This is a genomic window from Cupriavidus sp. 22TCCZM01-5, assembly GCF_057798915.1.
The window spans coordinates 1-17,525 of sequence record NZ_JBYOJR010000021.1 but is presented as its reverse complement, the minus strand read 5'-3'; the positions used below and the strand labels follow the sequence as shown (position 1 = coordinate 17,525).

Annotated in this window: 16 protein-coding genes; 7 read left to right on the top strand and 9 right to left on the bottom strand. The window is 67.2% G+C overall.

Annotated elements, in window-relative coordinates; genetic code table 11:
• Positions 1 to 31: 31 nt before the first annotated feature.
• The 3 genes from AC3FNH_RS19390 to AC3FNH_RS19380 all read right to left on the bottom strand — a co-directional run bounded on the left by AC3FNH_RS19390 (position 32) and on the right by AC3FNH_RS19380 (position 4,022).
• A complete protein-coding gene (locus AC3FNH_RS19390; protein WP_488721221.1) occupies positions 32 to 1,285 on the bottom strand; it encodes an MFS transporter in 1,254 nt (417 codons plus the stop codon).
• Positions 1,286 to 1,349: 64 nt separating this feature from the next.
• Positions 1,350 to 1,943, bottom strand: a complete 594-nt coding sequence (locus tag AC3FNH_RS19385) for an acyloxyacyl hydrolase (protein WP_488721220.1) — start codon at positions 1,941 to 1,943, stop codon at positions 1,350 to 1,352.
• A 360-nt stretch (positions 1,944 to 2,303) separates the two neighbouring features.
• Entirely contained in the window at positions 2,304 to 4,022 is a 1,719-nt protein-coding gene (locus AC3FNH_RS19380) for a methyl-accepting chemotaxis protein (RefSeq protein ID WP_488721219.1), read from the bottom strand.
• A 303-nt stretch (positions 4,023 to 4,325) separates the two neighbouring features.
• Between AC3FNH_RS19380 and AC3FNH_RS19375 the strand changes: the two genes are divergently transcribed.
• The 3 genes from AC3FNH_RS19375 to AC3FNH_RS19365 all read left to right on the top strand — a co-directional run bounded on the left by AC3FNH_RS19375 (position 4,326) and on the right by AC3FNH_RS19365 (position 6,507).
• A complete protein-coding gene (locus AC3FNH_RS19375; protein WP_276101152.1) occupies positions 4,326 to 4,679 on the top strand; it encodes a hypothetical protein in 354 nt (117 codons plus the stop codon).
• A gap of 283 nt (positions 4,680 to 4,962) precedes the next feature.
• Complete coding sequence (locus AC3FNH_RS19370) at positions 4,963 to 6,189, top strand: MFS transporter (protein ID WP_488721218.1); 1,227 nt, start codon at positions 4,963 to 4,965, stop codon at positions 6,187 to 6,189.
• 135 nt (positions 6,190 to 6,324) lie between these two features.
• Positions 6,325 to 6,507, top strand: coding sequence for a hypothetical protein (locus AC3FNH_RS19365; protein ID WP_276101150.1), 183 nt, complete (start codon positions 6,325 to 6,327; stop codon positions 6,505 to 6,507).
• A gap of 85 nt (positions 6,508 to 6,592) precedes the next feature.
• Here the strand turns inward: AC3FNH_RS19365 and AC3FNH_RS19360 are convergent, their stop codons facing one another.
• From AC3FNH_RS19360 to AC3FNH_RS19345, 4 genes are all read right to left on the bottom strand, one after another.
• On the bottom strand, positions 6,593 to 9,709 hold the full coding sequence (locus tag AC3FNH_RS19360; RefSeq protein WP_488721217.1) for an efflux RND transporter permease subunit: 3,117 nt from the start codon (positions 9,707 to 9,709) through the stop codon (positions 6,593 to 6,595).
• Between the two features lie 5 nt (positions 9,710 to 9,714).
• Positions 9,715 to 10,875: an efflux RND transporter periplasmic adaptor subunit gene (locus AC3FNH_RS19355; RefSeq protein WP_488721216.1), complete on the bottom strand. Its 1,161-nt coding sequence runs from the start codon at positions 10,873 to 10,875 to the stop codon at positions 9,715 to 9,717.
• Positions 10,876 to 10,877: 2 nt separating this feature from the next.
• A complete protein-coding gene (locus tag AC3FNH_RS19350; RefSeq protein WP_488721215.1) occupies positions 10,878 to 12,236 on the bottom strand; it encodes a TolC family protein in 1,359 nt (452 codons plus the stop codon).
• 185 nt (positions 12,237 to 12,421) lie between these two features.
• The gene (locus AC3FNH_RS19345; RefSeq protein ID WP_488721214.1) at positions 12,422 to 12,856 is read right to left on the bottom strand and encodes a cobalt-zinc-cadmium resistance protein; all 435 of its coding nucleotides are present in this window, start codon (positions 12,854 to 12,856) and stop codon (positions 12,422 to 12,424) included.
• A 194-nt stretch (positions 12,857 to 13,050) separates the two neighbouring features.
• Here AC3FNH_RS19345 and AC3FNH_RS19340 point away from each other — a divergent pair, with 194 nt between their 5' ends.
• Complete coding sequence (locus AC3FNH_RS19340) at positions 13,051 to 13,290, top strand: DNA-binding protein (RefSeq protein WP_488721213.1); 240 nt, start codon at positions 13,051 to 13,053, stop codon at positions 13,288 to 13,290.
• Between the two features lie 133 nt (positions 13,291 to 13,423).
• On the opposite strand, the gene AC3FNH_RS19335 is transcribed toward AC3FNH_RS19340, so the two are convergent.
• A complete protein-coding gene (locus AC3FNH_RS19335) occupies positions 13,424 to 14,272 on the bottom strand; it encodes an amidohydrolase family protein (protein ID WP_488721212.1) in 849 nt (282 codons plus the stop codon).
• 99 nt (positions 14,273 to 14,371) lie between these two features.
• On the opposite strand from AC3FNH_RS19335, the gene AC3FNH_RS19330 reads away from it, so the two are divergent.
• The 3 genes from AC3FNH_RS19330 to AC3FNH_RS19320 all read left to right on the top strand — a co-directional run bounded on the left by AC3FNH_RS19330 (position 14,372) and on the right by AC3FNH_RS19320 (position 17,234).
• Positions 14,372 to 15,154, top strand: a complete 783-nt coding sequence (locus AC3FNH_RS19330) for a GntR family transcriptional regulator (protein WP_488721211.1) — start codon at positions 14,372 to 14,374, stop codon at positions 15,152 to 15,154.
• Positions 15,155 to 15,177: 23 nt separating this feature from the next.
• Entirely contained in the window at positions 15,178 to 16,176 is a 999-nt protein-coding gene (locus tag AC3FNH_RS19325) for a tripartite tricarboxylate transporter substrate binding protein (protein ID WP_488721210.1), read from the top strand.
• A gap of 68 nt (positions 16,177 to 16,244) precedes the next feature.
• The gene (locus tag AC3FNH_RS19320) at positions 16,245 to 17,234 is read left to right on the top strand and encodes a Bug family tripartite tricarboxylate transporter substrate binding protein (protein ID WP_276101142.1); all 990 of its coding nucleotides are present in this window, start codon (positions 16,245 to 16,247) and stop codon (positions 17,232 to 17,234) included.
• Between the two features lie 106 nt (positions 17,235 to 17,340).
• Here AC3FNH_RS19320 and AC3FNH_RS19315 read toward each other — a convergent pair.
• A partial coding sequence (locus AC3FNH_RS19315; RefSeq protein WP_488721209.1) for a hypothetical protein occupies positions 17,341 to 17,525 on the bottom strand: 185 nt, incomplete at its 5' end.

The window sequence follows — 17,525 nt, the reverse complement described above, 5'->3', positions numbered from 1 at the left end:
TTTACGCGGGGGCGCCCCGCCGTGCTCCCGGTCAGGCATCTCCGCTCGCCGGCCCGACGGCCAGCAGCGGCATATTGCGGATCACGAACAGTCCGAGCAGCACGGCCGCGACACCCCACGCCACCGCTGGCAGCCAGGGCAGCAAGGCGGCCACGGCGGGCAGCCTGGCCGTGCCGGACGCGACCATGGCAATGCGCAAGGAGGCCGCCAGCGCCGCCAGCGCAAATACCAGTCCGGTGAGCTTGCCCTCGCGGCCGACATGGCCGGCGTCGATCGCGGCGCTGGCAGCGGCACTGAACACCACGCCCCACAGCCCTCCTGCCATACCTTGCGCCGCGATCAGCCAGCCCAGCGAGGGCGCCACGGCAATGCCGGCCAGCACCAGGCTACCCAGCACCGAGGCAGCCACGAGCACGCACTGAAGCGGGAACCGTCCGCGCGGCAGCCACGCGGGCACCAGCGCGCCGAGCGCGAAGCCAATCCAGAAGGCCGGCATCACGCGCACGAGGTCGGCCTGCTTCACGAACTTCAGGTAGGCCGGCGCGGTATTCACCGTGCTATGGACCTGGAATCCGAGCGCCAACAGGAATACGGCGGCCAGCAGCAACCACACCATGACAATTCCGCCGGCGCGCCCCGCGTTCGGCGCGGCGACCGGCCGTGGACCCGCGTGGCGCTCGACCCGCTGCAACGCGAACACGGCGGCTACCAGGCCAAGGCTGGCCACAAGAAACGGCAACGCCGGCGCAAGCCCACGCATCCACACGGTGAGCATGGGCGCCAGCGCGGACGCCAGCCCCACGCCAAGCAGCGAAAAGCCGACCAGGAAGGCGGGCGCCGAAGCACGCAGCCGGCGCGCGATGATCACCATGGGCGGGGCCCGCAGCGCCGAGGATGTCGTCGCCCAGCACGCGGTGAGCGCGAGCAGCATCGGCGGGGACGCCGACTTCGCCAGCAATGCGAAGGCCACGGCTGAAACGATGGTCGCGGCGAGCACCCATACGCCAAGCCGGCGCATGGCATCGGCCACCCGGTCGGCGGCGATGCCGAGCGCGCAATCCATCAGGACGAAGATGGTCTGGTCCATCAGCAGGATCCAGGCGACCTTCGCGGCTGGCAAGCCTGCCTGTGCAGCCAGTGCGGGCAGGAACGCCACGTAGAGCGTCCATGTCACCGCGAGCATGAACTGCACGGAAAACAGCGCCAATGCCTGCATGTCTGCCTGCCGGTATCCAGTCAGCCGCACGGTCGCGCCGTGCGGCGCGCAGGCGGCTGCGCATGCCATGCGCGGTCAGCCGGCATGGCGGCGGCGGCCTGCCGCCATCCCTGAACAATACTTGCTGACGGCCTCAGAAACGAGCCGAGTACTGGAGCAGGAAGAAGTTGATGCCGGGGTTGGGCTCCTTGATGCCCCCGTTCGAGTAGTGCTGCAGGCGCAGCGCAAGTTCCGAATCCAGCGCATCGCCAAAACGATAGCCGACGGCCACGCGGTCGCCGAACTGGAACGCAGTGGAAAAGACCTTCTCGTCCGAAATGTGCGTGCGCGACAGCACATGGACACCCACGCCAGCTTCGACGAAAACGCCGCTGGAACCTGCACCCTGCAGCCGGAGTATCGGCGTCAGGCCAAGATCGCCCAGCGTATTGCCACCGCTGCCATGCGGATTCCAGATGCCTGCCGACGCCTCGACACCCAGGCGCAGGCGCAGCGATTGCGACGACGTAGCCCAGAGATCGTGCTTCAGGTCCCAACGGGCTTCCAGCCGCGCCATGGAGGCATCGTTGCCGGCCCCGGCCGCCGCGCCCAGCCGCACCGGCTCGAACCATGGCTCGGCATATGACAGGCCGCTGGACAATGCCGCGGACAGGGCGATGGCGGCCAGCGCGAAACGCCGGACGCTGCGGCGGGGCGGGAGGCTTCGCGGGGAAAGACGGCTAGGCATTGGCAGTGGCGGATTGCTAGACATGGGTGGGCATGGCGACCGCGCATCGAGGAGAGGCGGCGCACCTACTTTGGCTGCCGCATTATGCAGTGTTGGCCGCTTACCAAGAAGTCATGTGGATTGCACACAGTGTTCCGTTTTTGGAACAATCCTGGACACGAAAGATCGTCCAGCTGGAACGATGCGACGCCGAGCGTCTTGCCGATCCCTGAGCGGAGCAAAAAAAAGAGCCCTCGCGGAGGAGGGCGGGAAGTCGGGGGGTGTAGCAAGATGCCACGTACGAAATTCTAAGGATCGCCCGTTGCCGCAAAGCCCCGAACAGTTGCCGCTGTCTTGCCGTATTTGCGCGTTTGTGACGGATCAGAAGGTGTGCCAGTCATCGTCCTCAGGGCCAGCACCTTCGGCGCGGGCCGTGCGCGGGGCCGCCGAAGCCTGTCGCGCTACCGCTGGCACATGGCCCCGGCTCACGTCTGCCCCGCTTCGGGTGGGCGCCGACGACACGCGCGGCACGCGGCTCGCCATGACCCCACCTGTCCCGGCAAGCCGGAACACGGACACTGCATCGGCCATGGCATTGGCCTGCTCTTCCAGCGACTGCGCCGCCGCCGCCGACTGCTCCACCAGCGCGGCATTCTGCTGGGTGCCCGAGTCGATCTGGCTGATGGCCACGTGCACCTGCTCGACGCCCTGACTCTGCTCGCCGGACGCCACGGAAATCTCGCCCATGATGTCCGAGACCTGCTGGATGGCGCGGATCACCTGCGCCATGTTCTGGCCGACTTGTCCGGCCTGCCGCGACCCGTCCTGGACCATGCCCGCAGAGGATTCGATCAGTTCCTTGATCTCCTTGGCCGCAGCCGACGAACGCTGCGCCAGCGCGCGCACCTCGCCCGCCACCACGGCGAATCCGCGTCCCTGCTCGCCCGCTCGCGCGGCTTCGACCGCCGCATTCAGCGCAAGGATATTGGTCTGGAACGCAATGCCTTCGATCAGCGTGGTGATGTCCGCAATGCGGTCCGAACTGCCGCTGATGCGGGCCATGGTCTGCACCATGGCCTGCACCGCCGCATTGCCGGCATGCGCCAGGTCCCTGGCATTGCCGGCCAGCGTATTGGCCTGCGACGCATTGTCGGCATTCATCCGGACCGTCTGGGAAATCTCCGTCATGCTGGCCGCGGTTTCCTGCAGCGAAGCTGCCTGCTGTTCCGTGCGCGCCGACAGGTCCATATTGCCGCTGGCGATCTCGCGCGAGGCCACGCGCACGGCCTCGCTCGATACCTGGATACCCCGCACGGTTTGCGCAAGCTGGCGGCTCATGCGTGCCATGGCTTCCAGCAGCAGTCCGAATTCGTCGCGCGAGCGGACCTCGATCGGCTGATCGAGGTGCCCCGCGGCAATCTCGTCGGCGATCTCCACGGAACGGCGCAGTTGCCGCGTGATGGTTCGCTGCAGACGGTATGACGCCGCCAGCGATACCAGCAGGCCGACCAGGATCAACGCCGCCGTCGTCCAGAGCGCGATGCGCGCCTGCGCGAGGCTGCTGCGGTTGTAGTCGGCGCCCTGGGCAAGGTTGACTTCCACGGCGCGCGTGATCAGTTCGCCGACCTTGTCGCCGGCCGCGCCGAGCTCGTGGTCCTGCAGGCGGGCTGCCGCGGCATGGTCGCCGGCTTCCAGCAGTTGCACCTCCTGCCCGACGAGGTCAGCGAAACGGCCAAGCGCTGCGTCCAGCGTATCGGCCACGCCTCGCTCGTTTGCGGATGTTACCCGGGCGGGATAGTAGTCCTGCCAGCCCTTGCGCATCTTCGCGCGATGCTCCTGGACTAGTGCGACGTCCTCGCTGGTTGCGCCCTCGGAGGTCGCGCGGATCTTCCACAGCAAGCGGCGGATATGAAGCTGCGCCACGCGTACCTCGGCCAGCTGGCCGATGGCCACGGTATTCTGCTCATAGGCGTTGTGCATGTTCCGGTTCAGGCTGGCGATGGTCTGCAGCGCGAACACCCCGATTCCCAGCATCAGCGCGATACAGACGCCGAACACCAGGAGAATCCTGAACTTGATCGTATGGATGAACTGACTCATGGCGGAAACTTGAATTGCTGGCTTGGTTAAGCCCCCGATGCTCCCGGCCAGCATGCCTGTGCGGGCGCGGTGCGCGCTTTGGCAGAGTTTGCGCAGCGCGGTCTTTCGGCCCTTAACGGCAGCGGTCCACCGGACGTAATGCCCCGCGCCACCTTCGTTGATGCACCGCAAACTACTGTCTTGCGAGCCCCATGATTCGAGTGTCCGCTAGCGAACAGTCTGGCATTGTCGAGGGCTTCAAGATGCACGCAACCACCGCTTGGTCCATACACCCGGCGCTAGAGGCTCTCACGGAGGCCCGTCATGTTCAGGAAATCCATACTGACCGGCAAGTCGCAAGCTTGCACGGACAACGCCGCGGTGCCGATCCACGAGGCCGCCGCGCCAGACGTCGTTCCCGATCAGTTTTCGCGCAGCCTCAAGACCCAGGGCGATGCCATGGTGCAGTACGGCGCGCGCCTGCTGGTGCTGCGCGAGTTCCTGGCCGCACTGTGTGCCGGCATGCCGGCGGAACGCCGCGACAGCGTGGAAAGCGCCTTCCGCAGGCGCGTCGACGACCTGCTGGGCATGACCGACGACCGGCAGTTGCCCGAGACCTTCCACACCACGCTGCTGGCCGAGATCAACTACTACCTTGGCGAACTGAAGCGGCGCTGACGGTCAAGCCGGCAGGCCAGGCCGGCTACGCCGGAGCCGCCATTGCAGCTCGCATGGCAGCACCGGTCTGTCATTGCGCTGGTCCTGGTCGCTTCACACCTCCCCTGCCCTTCCCCCGTATGCCGGAGATCGGCCGCCTGCAAGCTGGCGGCACAAGTGCTACCCTGCCGGCCACTACGCGCTGCCTGCATCCGACCCGGGATGCAGGCGTTGCGCCGGCGCCACTTCGAATCGCGCCGGCATAACAAGACCGGCACCCGCTGCCGCCAAGTTGAAGATCGCCATGACCGTCCAGTCCGCCACCGGCGGGGCCACCGCACCGGGCACGCACCCGATCGAGCCGCCGCAGTCCGTCCCCGCCTGGGTCACACCGCTGCTTGCCGCCGCCTGCGGCATGACCGTCGCTAACCTGTACTTCGCCCAGCCGCTGGTGGGACCGATCGCCGCGGCGCTGCAACTGTCACCGGGCGCAGCCGGACTGATCGTCACGCTGGTCCAGGCCGGCTACTGCCTGGGGCTGCTATTGCTGGTGCCGCTGGCAGACCTGGTAGAAAACCGCCGCCTGGTATGCCGGCTGCTGGCCGGCAACGCCGTGGCGCTGGCCGCTGCCGCCTTTGCTTCGCATGCCGTCACCTTCCTGCTGGCAGCCTGGCTGATCGGACTTTGTTCCGTGGCCGTGCAGGTGCTGGTGCCATTTGCCGCCCACCTGGCGCCCGACCATGCGCGCGGACGCGCGGTCGGCAATGTCACCAGCGGCCTGCTGCTGGGCATCATGCTGGCCCGGCCGATCGCCAGCATCGTGGCCGACCTCTGGGGCTGGCATGCCATCTTTGCGCTGTCGGCCGTGGTCATGGCCGTGCTGTCGTTCGTCCTGGCGCGGCGCCTGCCGCAGCGCAAGCCTGCCCCAGGGCTGCGCTATGCCGAGATGCTCGGCTCCATGTGGCATCTGCTGCGTACGCAGCCGGTGCTGCGCCGGCGCGCAGCCTACCAGGCCAGTATGTTTGGCGCGTTCAGCCTGTTCTGGACCACGGTGCCGCTCTACCTGTCCGGGCCGGCGTTCGGGCTGTCGCAGCGCGGCATTGCGCTGTTCGCGCTAGCCGGCGTGGCCGGTGCGATTGCCGCCCCCATTGCCGGGCGGCTGGCCGACCGCGGTCGCGGGCGCCGCATGACGGCCATTGCGCTGCTGCTGGGCGCGGGATCGCTGCTGCTCGGGCTTGCCGGCACGCCCGGGTCGATGCTGGCACTGGCCATGCTGACCGTCGCCGCCATCGTGCTGGACTTCGGCGTCTCGGCCAGCCTGGTGGTCAGCCAGCGGGCGATCTTCTCGCTGAGCCCCGAGCACCGCGGCCGCCTGAACGGCGTGTTCATGGCCGTGTTCTTTGTCGGTGGAGCGCTGGGTTCGGCACTTGGCGGCTGGGCCTTTGCGCAGGGCGGCTGGCCGCTGGCGAGCGGCATCGGCTTCGCGCTGCCGATGCTTGCGTTGTTGTACTTCGCCACGGAACGGCCCTGAGCCGGCGCCCTGCTGCAATGATCTGAAACAATCTCCGTATTTGCCCGGATCAAAAGTCCCGCGCTGGCCTGCCGTTATTGTTCCTGCCTGACCTTCATCCCCTGCGCCAGGCAACAATTTCCGGGAAAGCCAGCCATGTCATTTGTCACCAAGAGCGTCGAAATCGAGTACCGCCAGAAGGGTCGCAAGCCGGTCATCACCACGACGGAGTCTGTCGCTTTGTCCGAGCGGCATGCGGACGACCCCAAGGCCATCCTGGCCACGCTGCGGCTGCTGCATCCGCAGTGGGAAGACATCAAGGTGATTTCGGTCTCGTAATACACCCTGGCGAGCGGTCAAAGAAAAAAGCGCTTCGCGTACCGCGCGAAGCGCCTTTCTTGATCATCGCGACAGGATCACCGCATCAGACCGGCACATCCCTGGTCGGATCCGCCTTGCGGTCGTCGAACCAGCGGTACAGCGTCGGCACCATCACCAGCGTCAGCAGTGTCGACGTGATCAGCCCGCCGATCACCACCACCGCCAGCGGGCGCTGGACCTCCGAGCCCGGGCCGGTCGAGAACAGGAACGGCACCAGGCCGAGCATGGCAATGGTCGCCGTCATCATCACCGGCCGGAAGCGCTGGGTTGCGCCCTGCACCACCGCTTCATGCAATGAAAGCCCCGAATCGCGCAGCGTGCGGATGTACGACACCAGCACCACGCCATTGAGCACGGCCATGCCCCACAGCGCGATAAAGCCCACCGACGCCGGCACCGACAGGTATTCGCCGGTGACGAACAGCCCGATGATGCCGCCGATCGACGCGAACGGCAGCACCGTGATGATCAGCGTGGCGAAGCGCAGCGAGTTGAACAGCAGGAACAGCAGGAAGAAGATCGCGGCGATGGTCACCGGCACGATGATCTTCAGGTGGCCCATGGCGCGTTCCATGTTCTGGAACTGGCCGCCCCACTCGAGGTAGTAGCCTTCCGGCACCCTGACCCTGGCGCCCGCGGCCTGCTGCAGCTCGGCAACGAAGCCGCCGAGGTCGCGGTCCTTCACGTTGATCATCACCACCACGCGGCGCTTGGCCATTTCGCGGCTGATCTGCGCGGGGCCGTCGTTGACCTCGATCTTCGCCACGCTTTGCAGCGGCACCTGGACGCCGTTGGGCGTCGACACCAGCAGCTGGCGGATGGCCTGCACATTGCCGCGGAACGCCTCAGGCAGGCGCACGGCCGCGCCAAAGCGGCGCTCGCCCTCGAAGATGTCCGTGGCGCGCTTGCCGCCGATCGAGATCTCGATGATGTCGTGGATGTCCGACACGTTCAGGCCGTAGCGCGCAATTGCCTGGCGATCGATCTCGATCGACAGGTACTGCTGCCCCGACACGCGTTCGATGCGGATATCCTGCGACCCCTGGATGCCACCGGCGACACGCGCGATCTCGCCCGCGAGTTCGCGCAGCTTGTCGAGGTCGTCGCCGAACACCTTCACCGCCACGTCCGAACGCACGCCGCTGACCATCTCGTCGACGCGGTCGGAAATCGGCTGCGCCATCACGATCTGCACGCCGGGAATGGCCTTGAGCTTCTCGCGAATGGCGTTGGCGATGTCATCCTGGGACCAGCCGTCGGGCCATTCGTCGCGGTCCTTGAGGCTGGCGATCGGCGTCGATTCGTTCTGGCCCTGCGGGTCCGCAGGGCTTTCGCCACGGCCCACGCCTGACACCACCGACTTCACGCCGGGCACGCCCAGCACCAGCTTGTTGGCCTCCTTCTCGAGCTTGATCGACTCTTCCAGCGAAATGTTCGGCACGCGGTCAATGGCCGGCACGATCGAGCCCTCCTTCATCTCCGGGATGAACGAGGTGCCCAGCAGCGGCACGATGGCCAGCGTCAGCACAAAGGCCCCCACCGCGCCGATCACGGTCTTGCGGCTGTTGCCCAGCGCCCAGTGCAGCAGGCGCAGGTAATGCCGCTTCATGAAGGCGATGATCCTGGTGTCATGCTCGGCGCCGCCCTTGAGCAGGTAGGAACTCAGCACCGGCGACAGCGTCAGCGAAAGGAACAGCGAGATCGCCAGCGCGATCGAGATCGTGAACGCCAGCGGCGCGAACATCTTGCCCTCCATGCCGGACAGCGTCATCAGCGGCAGGAACACCAGGATGATGATGCCCACGCCGACGACCACGGGCGTGGCCACTTCCTGCACGGCCTTCACCAGGATCTCGGTCTTGGTCAGCCCCGGCTCCTTGTGGCCCAGCCGCTCGAACGCGTTCTCGACCACCACCACGGAGCCGTCCACCATCAGGCCGATGGCAATCGCCAGCCCGCCCAGCGACATCAGGTTGGCCGACAGCCCCATCCGGTTCATCACCATGAAGGTCAGCAGCGGTGTCAGCACCAGCGTCGCCAGCACGATGATCGACGAACGCACGTCCCCCAGGAACAGGAACAGCACGATCACCACCAGCACCACGCCTTCCAGCAGCACCTTGGTCACCGTCCACAGCGCGGCATCGACCAGCTCGCTGCGGTCGTAGTACGGCACGATCTGCAGCTTGCCGGGCAGCATGCCCTTGGCGTTGATCTCGGCCACGCGCGCCTTGACGCGGCTCACGACCTCCTTGGCATTGCCGCCGCGCATCATCATGACGATGCCGCCGACCGCCTCGGTCTGGCCGTTCTTCACCAGCGCGCCCTGGCGCACCTCATGGCCGATGGTGACGGTGGCCACATCGCGCAGGTAGACCGGAGTCCCGGCGACTTCCTTCAGCACAATGCTGCCCAGGTCGTCCACGCCTTTGGCCAAACCCACGCCGCGGATCAGATACTGCTCGGCGTAGTGCGGCAGCACGCCGCCGCCGGAGTTGGCGTTGTTGCGCGCGAGCGCCTGGTAGACCTGCTGGATCGAGACGTCGTAGTGGCGCATGCGCTCCGGATTGACCAGCGCCTGGTACTGGCGCACGTAGCCGCCCTGCGAGTTGATCTCGGCCACGCCGGGGATCGAGCGCAGCAGCGGGCGCACCACCCAGTCCTGGGCAATGCGGCGCTCGGCCAGTTCCTCTTGCGTCAGTTCGCGGTTGCCGTCGTCGGGGCGGTCCAGCGTGTACTGGTAGACCTCGCCAAGGCCGGTCGAGACCGGGCCGAGCACCGGCGTCACGCCTTCGGGCATGCGTCCGGAAACCTCGATCAGGCGCTCCATGACGAGCTGGCGCGCGAAGTAGACGTCCGTGGCATCGGTGAACACGAGCGTGATCAGCGACAGGCCCGCCTTGTTCAGCGAACGCATCTCTTCCAGCCCGGGCAGGCCGGTCATGGCCATTTCCACCGGCACGGTGACAAAGCGCTCCACTTCCTCCGGCGAGCGCCCGGTGGCCTCGGTGGCGATCTGCACCTGCACGTTGGTCACGTCCGGGAATGCATCGACCGACAGCTTTGTGGCCGCACGCAGGCCGAAGAAGAGCAGCACCACAGCCAGCACGCACACCACCAGGCGCTGCTTGATGGCGGCTTCAACTAGGGATTTCATCACGGTGCTCAGCCCTGTTCGAGACGCTTGCGCTCGTTGTCGAGATGGAACGCCCCATCGACCACGACACGGTCGCCAGCCTTGGCGCCATTGAGTACCACGCGCATGCCGTCGCTCTCCGCGCCGAGCTTGACGCGCGTCTGGCGGAACTGGCCATCGGCCATTTCGACGTAGACCAGCTCATCATTGCCGTCGCGCACCACGGCGGAGGCCGGCACCACGAGCTGGTCGACCGGCTTGCTGGCGATCAGCATGCTTGCGAGCATGGCCGGCTTGAGACGGCCCTCGCGGTTGTCGAGCTCGGTGCGGACCAGCACCGTGCGCGACTGCGGATTCACCGTGCGGCCCACATAGATCAGCTTGCCGGTAATGGTCTGGGCGCCCTTGCCGTTGGCCAGCGAAGGCACCTCGATCTCCACGCTCTGCCCTTCGGCCACCTGCGCGGCCTGCTGCTCCGGCACTTCGGCCACCACCCACACGCGCGACAGGTCCGCCACGGTGTAGAGCGCATCGGCCGGCTGCACGACCTGGCCCTGGGCCACATTGCGTTCGACCACGGTGCCGCTGAGGCTCGAATACACCGGCGAGTGCGAGTTGATGCTGCCGCTCCTGGCCAGATCGGCAATGGCGGCCGGCGACATGCCCAGCACGCGCAACTGGTCGCGATAGGCGCGCATCTCGGCCGAGGCAATGGCCAGTTCGCTCTGGCGGCGCTGCAGTTCGCCGCGGCCGATCACATCGGCGGCGTACAGTTGCTGGGCGCGTTCGGCATTACGGGCCTGCAGTTCGTGCTGCGCCTCGCTCTTCAGGAAGGCCATCTGCGCCGCGCCCAGTTCGGTGCTGTGCAGGCGGGCCAGCACTTGTCCGGCCTTGACCTCCTCGCCCAGGCTCGCGTACAGGTCGGTCACGCGCCCGGTCACGCTGGCGCCGACGCGCGACACGCGCTGCTCGTCGAAATCGATGCGCCCGGCCACGCGCAGCATCTCGCTGAACGGGGACGTGGCCAGCGGCGCCACCTTCAGCGTCTGCATCAGATTGGCTTCGGGCTTGACCACGCCGGGCGGCAGGCGGGGCGCTTCGGTCGCCTGGACCGGCTCCTTCGAGCAGCCCGCCAGGGCAAACACCATGACGGCAGCGGCCGTCAGCGAAAGCAGGAAATTGGGACGCATGATCATCGGTTCTGGATGGTGGAGGACGGCAGGCCCGCGGGCGTGGTGCCCGGCGCCTCCGACATGAGCTTTTCGATCTGGATGGCGGCGACCTGCAGGTCGAACTGGGCGGCGATCAGTTCATTGCGCGCGCCGCGCAGCACGCGCTGCGCATCCAGGTAGTCGAGGATGCCGCGCTCGCCGAAGCGGTACCCCGACTCGGCCACGTTCAGTGCGGATTCGGCCTCGCGCACGATGCCGGACTCGAGCGCGGCCACCTGCGACTGGGTGATCTCGTACTGGCGGTAGGCGGTTTCGAGCTCCTGGGCCAGCTCGAATTCACGCGCTTCCAGCGCGCTGCGGGCCTGCGTGGCCTGGGCCGTGGCCTCGCCCACCGGACCGCTGCGGCGGTCCCATAGCGGAATGGTCAGCACCAGGCCGATCTGCGAGACGTTGTTGTCCGGCTGGCGGTCCGTGCTCGCACGCACGGCGACTTCCGGCCAGCGCAGCGAACGCTGGTAATCGACGCCCAGCCGCGCGCGCTCCAGTTCCATGCGGCGCTGGATCAATTCGGCATTGCTCGCGGTCACGGTGCTGCGCAGTTGCGGCAGCGGCGGCACCTGCGGCGCGTGGCTCAGACTGCCGCCCAGCGCGAATTGAGCCGGCATCGCACCGCCGACCTGCTGGCGCAGCGCGGCCTTGGCCTGGTTCACGCGCAATTCGGCGGTCTGCTGGCTCTTCTGCGCCGCCAGCAGCTCGGTCTCGGCCTTGATCAGTTCGTAGCGTGGGGCCTCGCCCACCTCCACGCGCAGGCGCGCGCGGGAATGGATCTGGCGCGTCATGGCCAGGTCCTCGGACGCCGCCTGCAGTTCGCTCTCGCGGCGCAGCACCTCGAAGTAGGCAGTCTTCACGCGCGCGGCAAGCTCGGCGCGAAAGCCCTGCCGCATGGCCTGCGACGCTTCCAGTCCGCGCGTGGCCATGTCCTCGCGCAGGCTGCGCTGGTGTGGATAGTCGAGCTTCTGGGTGATGGCGTAGGTCGGCGCGTTGCCACTGGTAACGCCCGGTTGCTTGGCCTGCAGGCGGCCGTACATGACTTCGACCTGCGGGTTCGGATAGGCGCGCGCACTGGTGATGGCGGCATTGGCGGCGTCGACGTTGGCCTGCGCAGCCTCGACCCCCTTGTTGGTGGACTGCGCCATCCCCAGCAGATCGTGCAGGCCGTAGGAGGGGCCGGCGGGAGCGGCGGAAGGCGCGGGCGCGGTGTTGCCGGCAGCGAGAACGACGGCGGCCGGCGGGCGCACGTCGTCGCTGGCCTGCGCCGGCACGGCGGCGAACGCCACCAGCGAAAGCGACGCGATCAGGGTCAGCTTGGTGTTTGTCATGAGTCGGGAAAACAAGCGATACGGCTGCCTGCGCCACGCCGCGACGCCGCTCTCGAACGCGACGCGAACAAGGCGGACGACCGCAACGGACTCAGCCGGCTACCGCGAAGGCGCGCCGGGAGATCTGGGCAGGCAATGGGACGCTCCCCGGACGCGGCAAGGCCGCGCGCCGGGCGCGAAGGAGATCAGGCGAGGGAAATCGGCGGCTTGAAGAATGCCGCGGCGGGTGGCGCGGTGCGCCCGGAGGGTGCCGGCCAGAAATCATCCGCGGGCGGCAGGAGCTTCGCGGTGGGCAGGTCGAACAAGGCGCTGGACTCTTCGATCTCGTCCAGCAGGTCGAGCGGATCAAGCAGGTCCGCCGACCAGATATTGCAGTAGCCGGGTGGCGGGTCGTCGATGGCGTCTTCGTCATGCAGGCCATCATCGCCGGGGGCGATCACCCGCCCCATCTCGTCGACGGACGGTAGCGCCGCGACTTCGGTGACTATGTCCTGTACCGCGGCAGTCCGGGCGGCCGCCGTGGCGACTTGCCCCTGCAAACCCGCGTGCGCGTGCGCGGCCGCTCCAAAGGAGAGCAGCGACAGGCACAAGGCAGTCATCAGCAGGAACAGGAATCGCATGGGTCGGGGCGCTCAGCAGGGTTGATACCGCACTCTGCAATCGAGTGCAGGCCATGCTGCGGTACAACATTGTAACTTAACGATTACGATTGACCGGGAACGTGCAGGTTCGTTCCCTTTGGAGACGGCGCGGTTGGCCTATTAGTCTGGCCCGCTTGCGACGCAAGGAATCATTGAAGACATGGGCAAAGCGGATGGGGGTCTCCGTACCCACGCTGCAAAGGCTTGAAGCCGGTGACCCGTCCGTGGGCATCGGCATCGTCGCCACGGCGCTATGGCTTATCCAGCGCGAGAGCGAACTGGGAAATCTCGCGGCGCCCGAGCACGACCGGAGCGCCATCGAGATGGATGTGCGCCAGGCCGTCGAACTCGGGCGTGCCCGCGCCCAGGCCGCCGCGGAAGCACGCATGCGCGCGAAACAGGCGGGAGACTAAGATGCGCCTGGACGACCTGCAAGGCTTGGAGAATCCCGGCGCACGCGAAGACGGAAAACATGCCTTCCTCCCTCAGGACCCGCTACTTCGCGCGACAGACCGCGACCGACTGCTGCTCCATCGATCTCCCGGGCTACAGGTCGAACCCGTAGAGCGCCGCCGCATTGCGCCAGCGCAGCGACTCGGCAAAACCGCGCTGATCCGCTATGCGTGCGCCGGCGTCTGGCTCGCACGGCCAGCCGAGCAACGCCGTGCATTCATCGGCGCGGGCCGCCGATTCATGATTGGTCCAGGGCCAGTCACTGCCCAGCAGCAACCGGTCCGGTCCCACCACCCGCCCCCACGCGCCGGCTAGCGATCGCCAGTCCGTTCCAGGCGGCAAGCGGTACGCGGCGCTCAGCTTCACCCATACCTCCCGACGCCGCAGCGTCCGTGTGGCCACCTCGAAAACCGCATCGCGCGAGCCCTGCTCGCCGGGTCGGCCAAAGTGGTCCAGTACGACCGGCGCGGCGCAATGGCCAAGCGCGCTGTCCAGTTCGGCCAGCATCGCACCGCCCTGCCCGTTTTCGGTATGCAGCTCCACGTGCCAGCCCAGCGCGTCGATCCGCGCGAACAGCGCGCGCCATGACTCCGTTGCGATGCGTGCCCAGGCCGGGTCGCCGAAGAGATTGAGCCGGATGCCGCGCACGCCGGCCGCCTGCATGGCGGCCAATGCGTCGTCCGTGACTGACGGGTCGACCACCGCCACGCCGCGCAGCCGGCCGGCACTGGCGCCCAGCGCCGCGAGCAGCGCCGCATTGTCGGTGCCAAGGAAACTGGTCTGGACCACCACGCCATAGAGATCGCCCAGCGGCGCCAGCAGCCGTTGCCAATCCTCGATGCGCGCGGCGTACGCGGGCCGATAGCGGGCGGACGGCGTGCCGGCCCCGGCATCGAACAGGTGAAAGTGGCAATCCACCAGCGGCATCGCATTGCGCATCATCGTCAGCCATTCCTCGCCTACGGGTAAGCCCTGATATGGTGCCAGGCGCCCCGAAGCTAATCTAGTCCTCTAGAGGACATAATCTAACACGGACGCCAGATGCAAGACAACGACCTGCTGCACAGTGCCGCGACCGCCCCCGGCGTCAGCCGCTATGGCCGGATTGCCGCACAACTGCAGCGCAAGATCGTCGATGGCGAATGGCAGCCCGGCGCAGCCATTCCGGCGGAAAGCACGCTTGCCGCCGAGTTCGGCATTGCGCTGGGCACCATCCGCCAGGCCATCTCCGTGCTGGTGCAGGAAGGACTGCTGGAACGCGTCCAGGGCAAAGGCACCTTCGTGCGCAACGGACTCACCGGCGCGAGCATGATGCGGTTCTTCCGCTTCCGCGCCGATGCGGCAGCACCTGGCAGCTTCACCACGGGCACCGAGCCGCGCCCGGCCATCCCGCGCTCCGAGATCCTGTCGTGCCGGGCGGCGCGGCTGGACAAGAGCATAGCTGCGCTGTTCGGGCTCGATGCCGGCGCACGCGGCCTCGCGATCTCGCGGCGGCGCTGGCTCGACGACAAGCCGCGCCTGCTCGAATCGATCTGGCTGCCGCTGCCGCGCTGCGAACCGTTGCAGCGCCTGCCAAAAGCCGAATGGGGTGACCTGCTTTATCCGCTGCTGGGCTCGCAATGCGGCATCACCATCCATCGTGCCGTGGACGAGGTGACCTTCCGCACGCTGGATACCGACGAGGCAGGCCTGCTGGAGTTGCCTGACGGCCATCCCTGCGCGCTGGTAACGCGGCGCGCCTATGACCTGCAGGGCCACTGCGCGGAATACCGGCTGACAAGGGGCGATGCCTACGCCTTCCGCTACCAGGCGGACATCCGCTGACCAGACGAAGAACGCCCATTGATATGGAGACAAGCTTGAAGCATTCGCCAACACGGATCGCCGCGACCCTGGTGACCACCCTGCTGCTCGCCCCTGCCCTTGTGCAGGCCGCGGAACCGGCCGCGCAGTGGCCGACCCGGCCCATCACCATCGTCGTGACCTACCCGCCGGGCGGAGGCGCAGACCTGATGGCACGGCTGATCGCGCCCGGCCTCGGGCGCGAACTCGGCCAGTCCGTCATCGTGGAAAACCGGCCCGGCGCCGGCGGCCAGATCGGCGCGTCCTACGTTGCCAAGGCAGCACCGGACGGCTACACGCTGATGGTCGATGCCTCTTCCTATGCGGTGAATCCCAGCCTGTATCCGCGCCTGCCCTATGACCCCGCCAAGGCCTTCACCGCGATTGGCGTGCTGGCCCGCTATCCCAATGTACTGGTTGCCACGCCGGGATTCCCGGCGCACTCGGTCAGGGATGTCCTGGCCATGGCAAAGCAGAAGCCGGGCACGGTGGCCTTTGCCTCGTCGGGCAACGGTTCCGCCCAGCATCTGTCCGGCGTGCTGTTCGAGCAGCGCGCCGGCGTGGACCTGCTGCACGTGCCCTACAAGGGCGGTGGCCCGGCCATGACGGACGTGATCGCGGGCCAGGTGCCGCTGTTCTTCGCCAACGTGGCATCGAGCCTGCAGCACATCAAGGCCGGCAAGCTCAGGCCACTTGCCGTGACCAGCCATACACGCACGCCAGCGCTGCCGTCGGTGCCGACCATGGAAGAAGCCGGCGTGGCCGGCTACGAAGTCTATGAATGGAATGCCGCGTTCGTTCCGGCCGGCACGCCCCAGCCGATTGCCGCCAAGCTGTCCGAGGCGCTGCAGAAGGTCATGAACAGCCCCGACGTGCGCAAGCGCATTGCGGAACTGGGCGGCGAGGTCGTGGCCGCGCCGCCCGCCGAGGCCGCCCGCTATATCGACAACCAGACCCGCCTGTGGGCGAAGGTCATCAAGGATGGCAACGTCAAGCCCGAATGAGGTGACCGCTGGTCACCCGCCGCAAGCGCCCAGCCAACAAGAATCATCAAGCTTCTCCGGAGAAATGCATGACCCAGTTTGACCCCGTCCGCCGCGACGTCCTGAAGCTCGCCGCCGCGCTAGGCGCCGGCGCCCTCGCGCCTTCGCTCGCGCGGGCGCAGGCGTGGCCCGCCAAGCCCATCCGCCTGGTGGTGCCGTTCGCGCCGGGCGGCAGTTCAGAGATCGTGGCCCGCTCGACCGCCGCCGAACTGACCCGGCTGCTTGGCGTATCGGTATTCGTCGAGAACAAGCCCGGCGGCGCAGGCAATGTCGCCATGGGAGAAGTGGCGCGCGCCGATGACCAGCACACGTTGATCCTGGGCCATATTGGTACCCTCGCGGTGAATCCCTACATCTTCGCCAGGCTGCCGTACGACCCGAACAAGGACTTCCGCCCGATTTCCCTGCTGTCCAAGGTGCCGAGCCTGTACGTGATCCATCCCGACGTGCCGGCGAAGAACCTGAAGGAGTTCATCGCGCTGGCCAAGAGCAAGCCCGGCAAGCTCAACTACGGTTCGGCCGGCAATGGCAGCGCGGGGCATCTTGCCTTCGAGTACCTGAAGGCCGCAACCGGCACCTTCATCACCCATGTGCCGTACCGCGGCAGCGGCCCGCAGATCACTGACCTGCTGTCCGGCAGACTCGACGCGGCCGCGGTCGGCGCGCCGGCCATCCTGCCGTTCATCAAGGCGGGCAAGCTGCGCTGCATCGCCACGGGCACGTCGCAGCGCATCCCGCAGCTGCCTGAGGTCGGCACGGTCGCTGAACAGGGCTATCCGGGCTTCGAGATGACGCAGTGGTACGGCCTGCTGGCCCCGGCAAGCCTGTCGCAGCCGGCCACCGACAAGCTCGCCGACGCCGCGGCCAAGGCGGTCAAGAGCCCTGCGTCGACACAGCGGCTGAGCGCCGATGCGGCGCTGGTGGTGGGCAGCACGCCGCAGGAGTTCGCGCAGTTCATTGCGCAGGAACAGCAGCGGTGGAGGCCGATCATTGCGCGGGCGCAGATTAAGCCGGATTGAATTTGGTTGGGGTGGGTGTGTTGGACCACTTTAAACTGTGGGCTTTGGTGGTAGCTGGCTCATCGTCCTTGGCAGGCGCCGCTGTTTCGCCGGCGTAGCCGGCGACCTACTTCTTGTCCGAGCGACAAAAGAGTAAGCAGAAAAGCGCGTCGCCTGGCGGCTGGCCATCAACGATGCGCTTCTTGTTTTCAAGCGGCTTTGGTCTCGCGAGACGTGGTTGCCCGTTCGAGCCTGCTACGCATAGTGATTCAGAACCAGTGCCTGCGATAACCTGCTTGTGTACGATCCCCA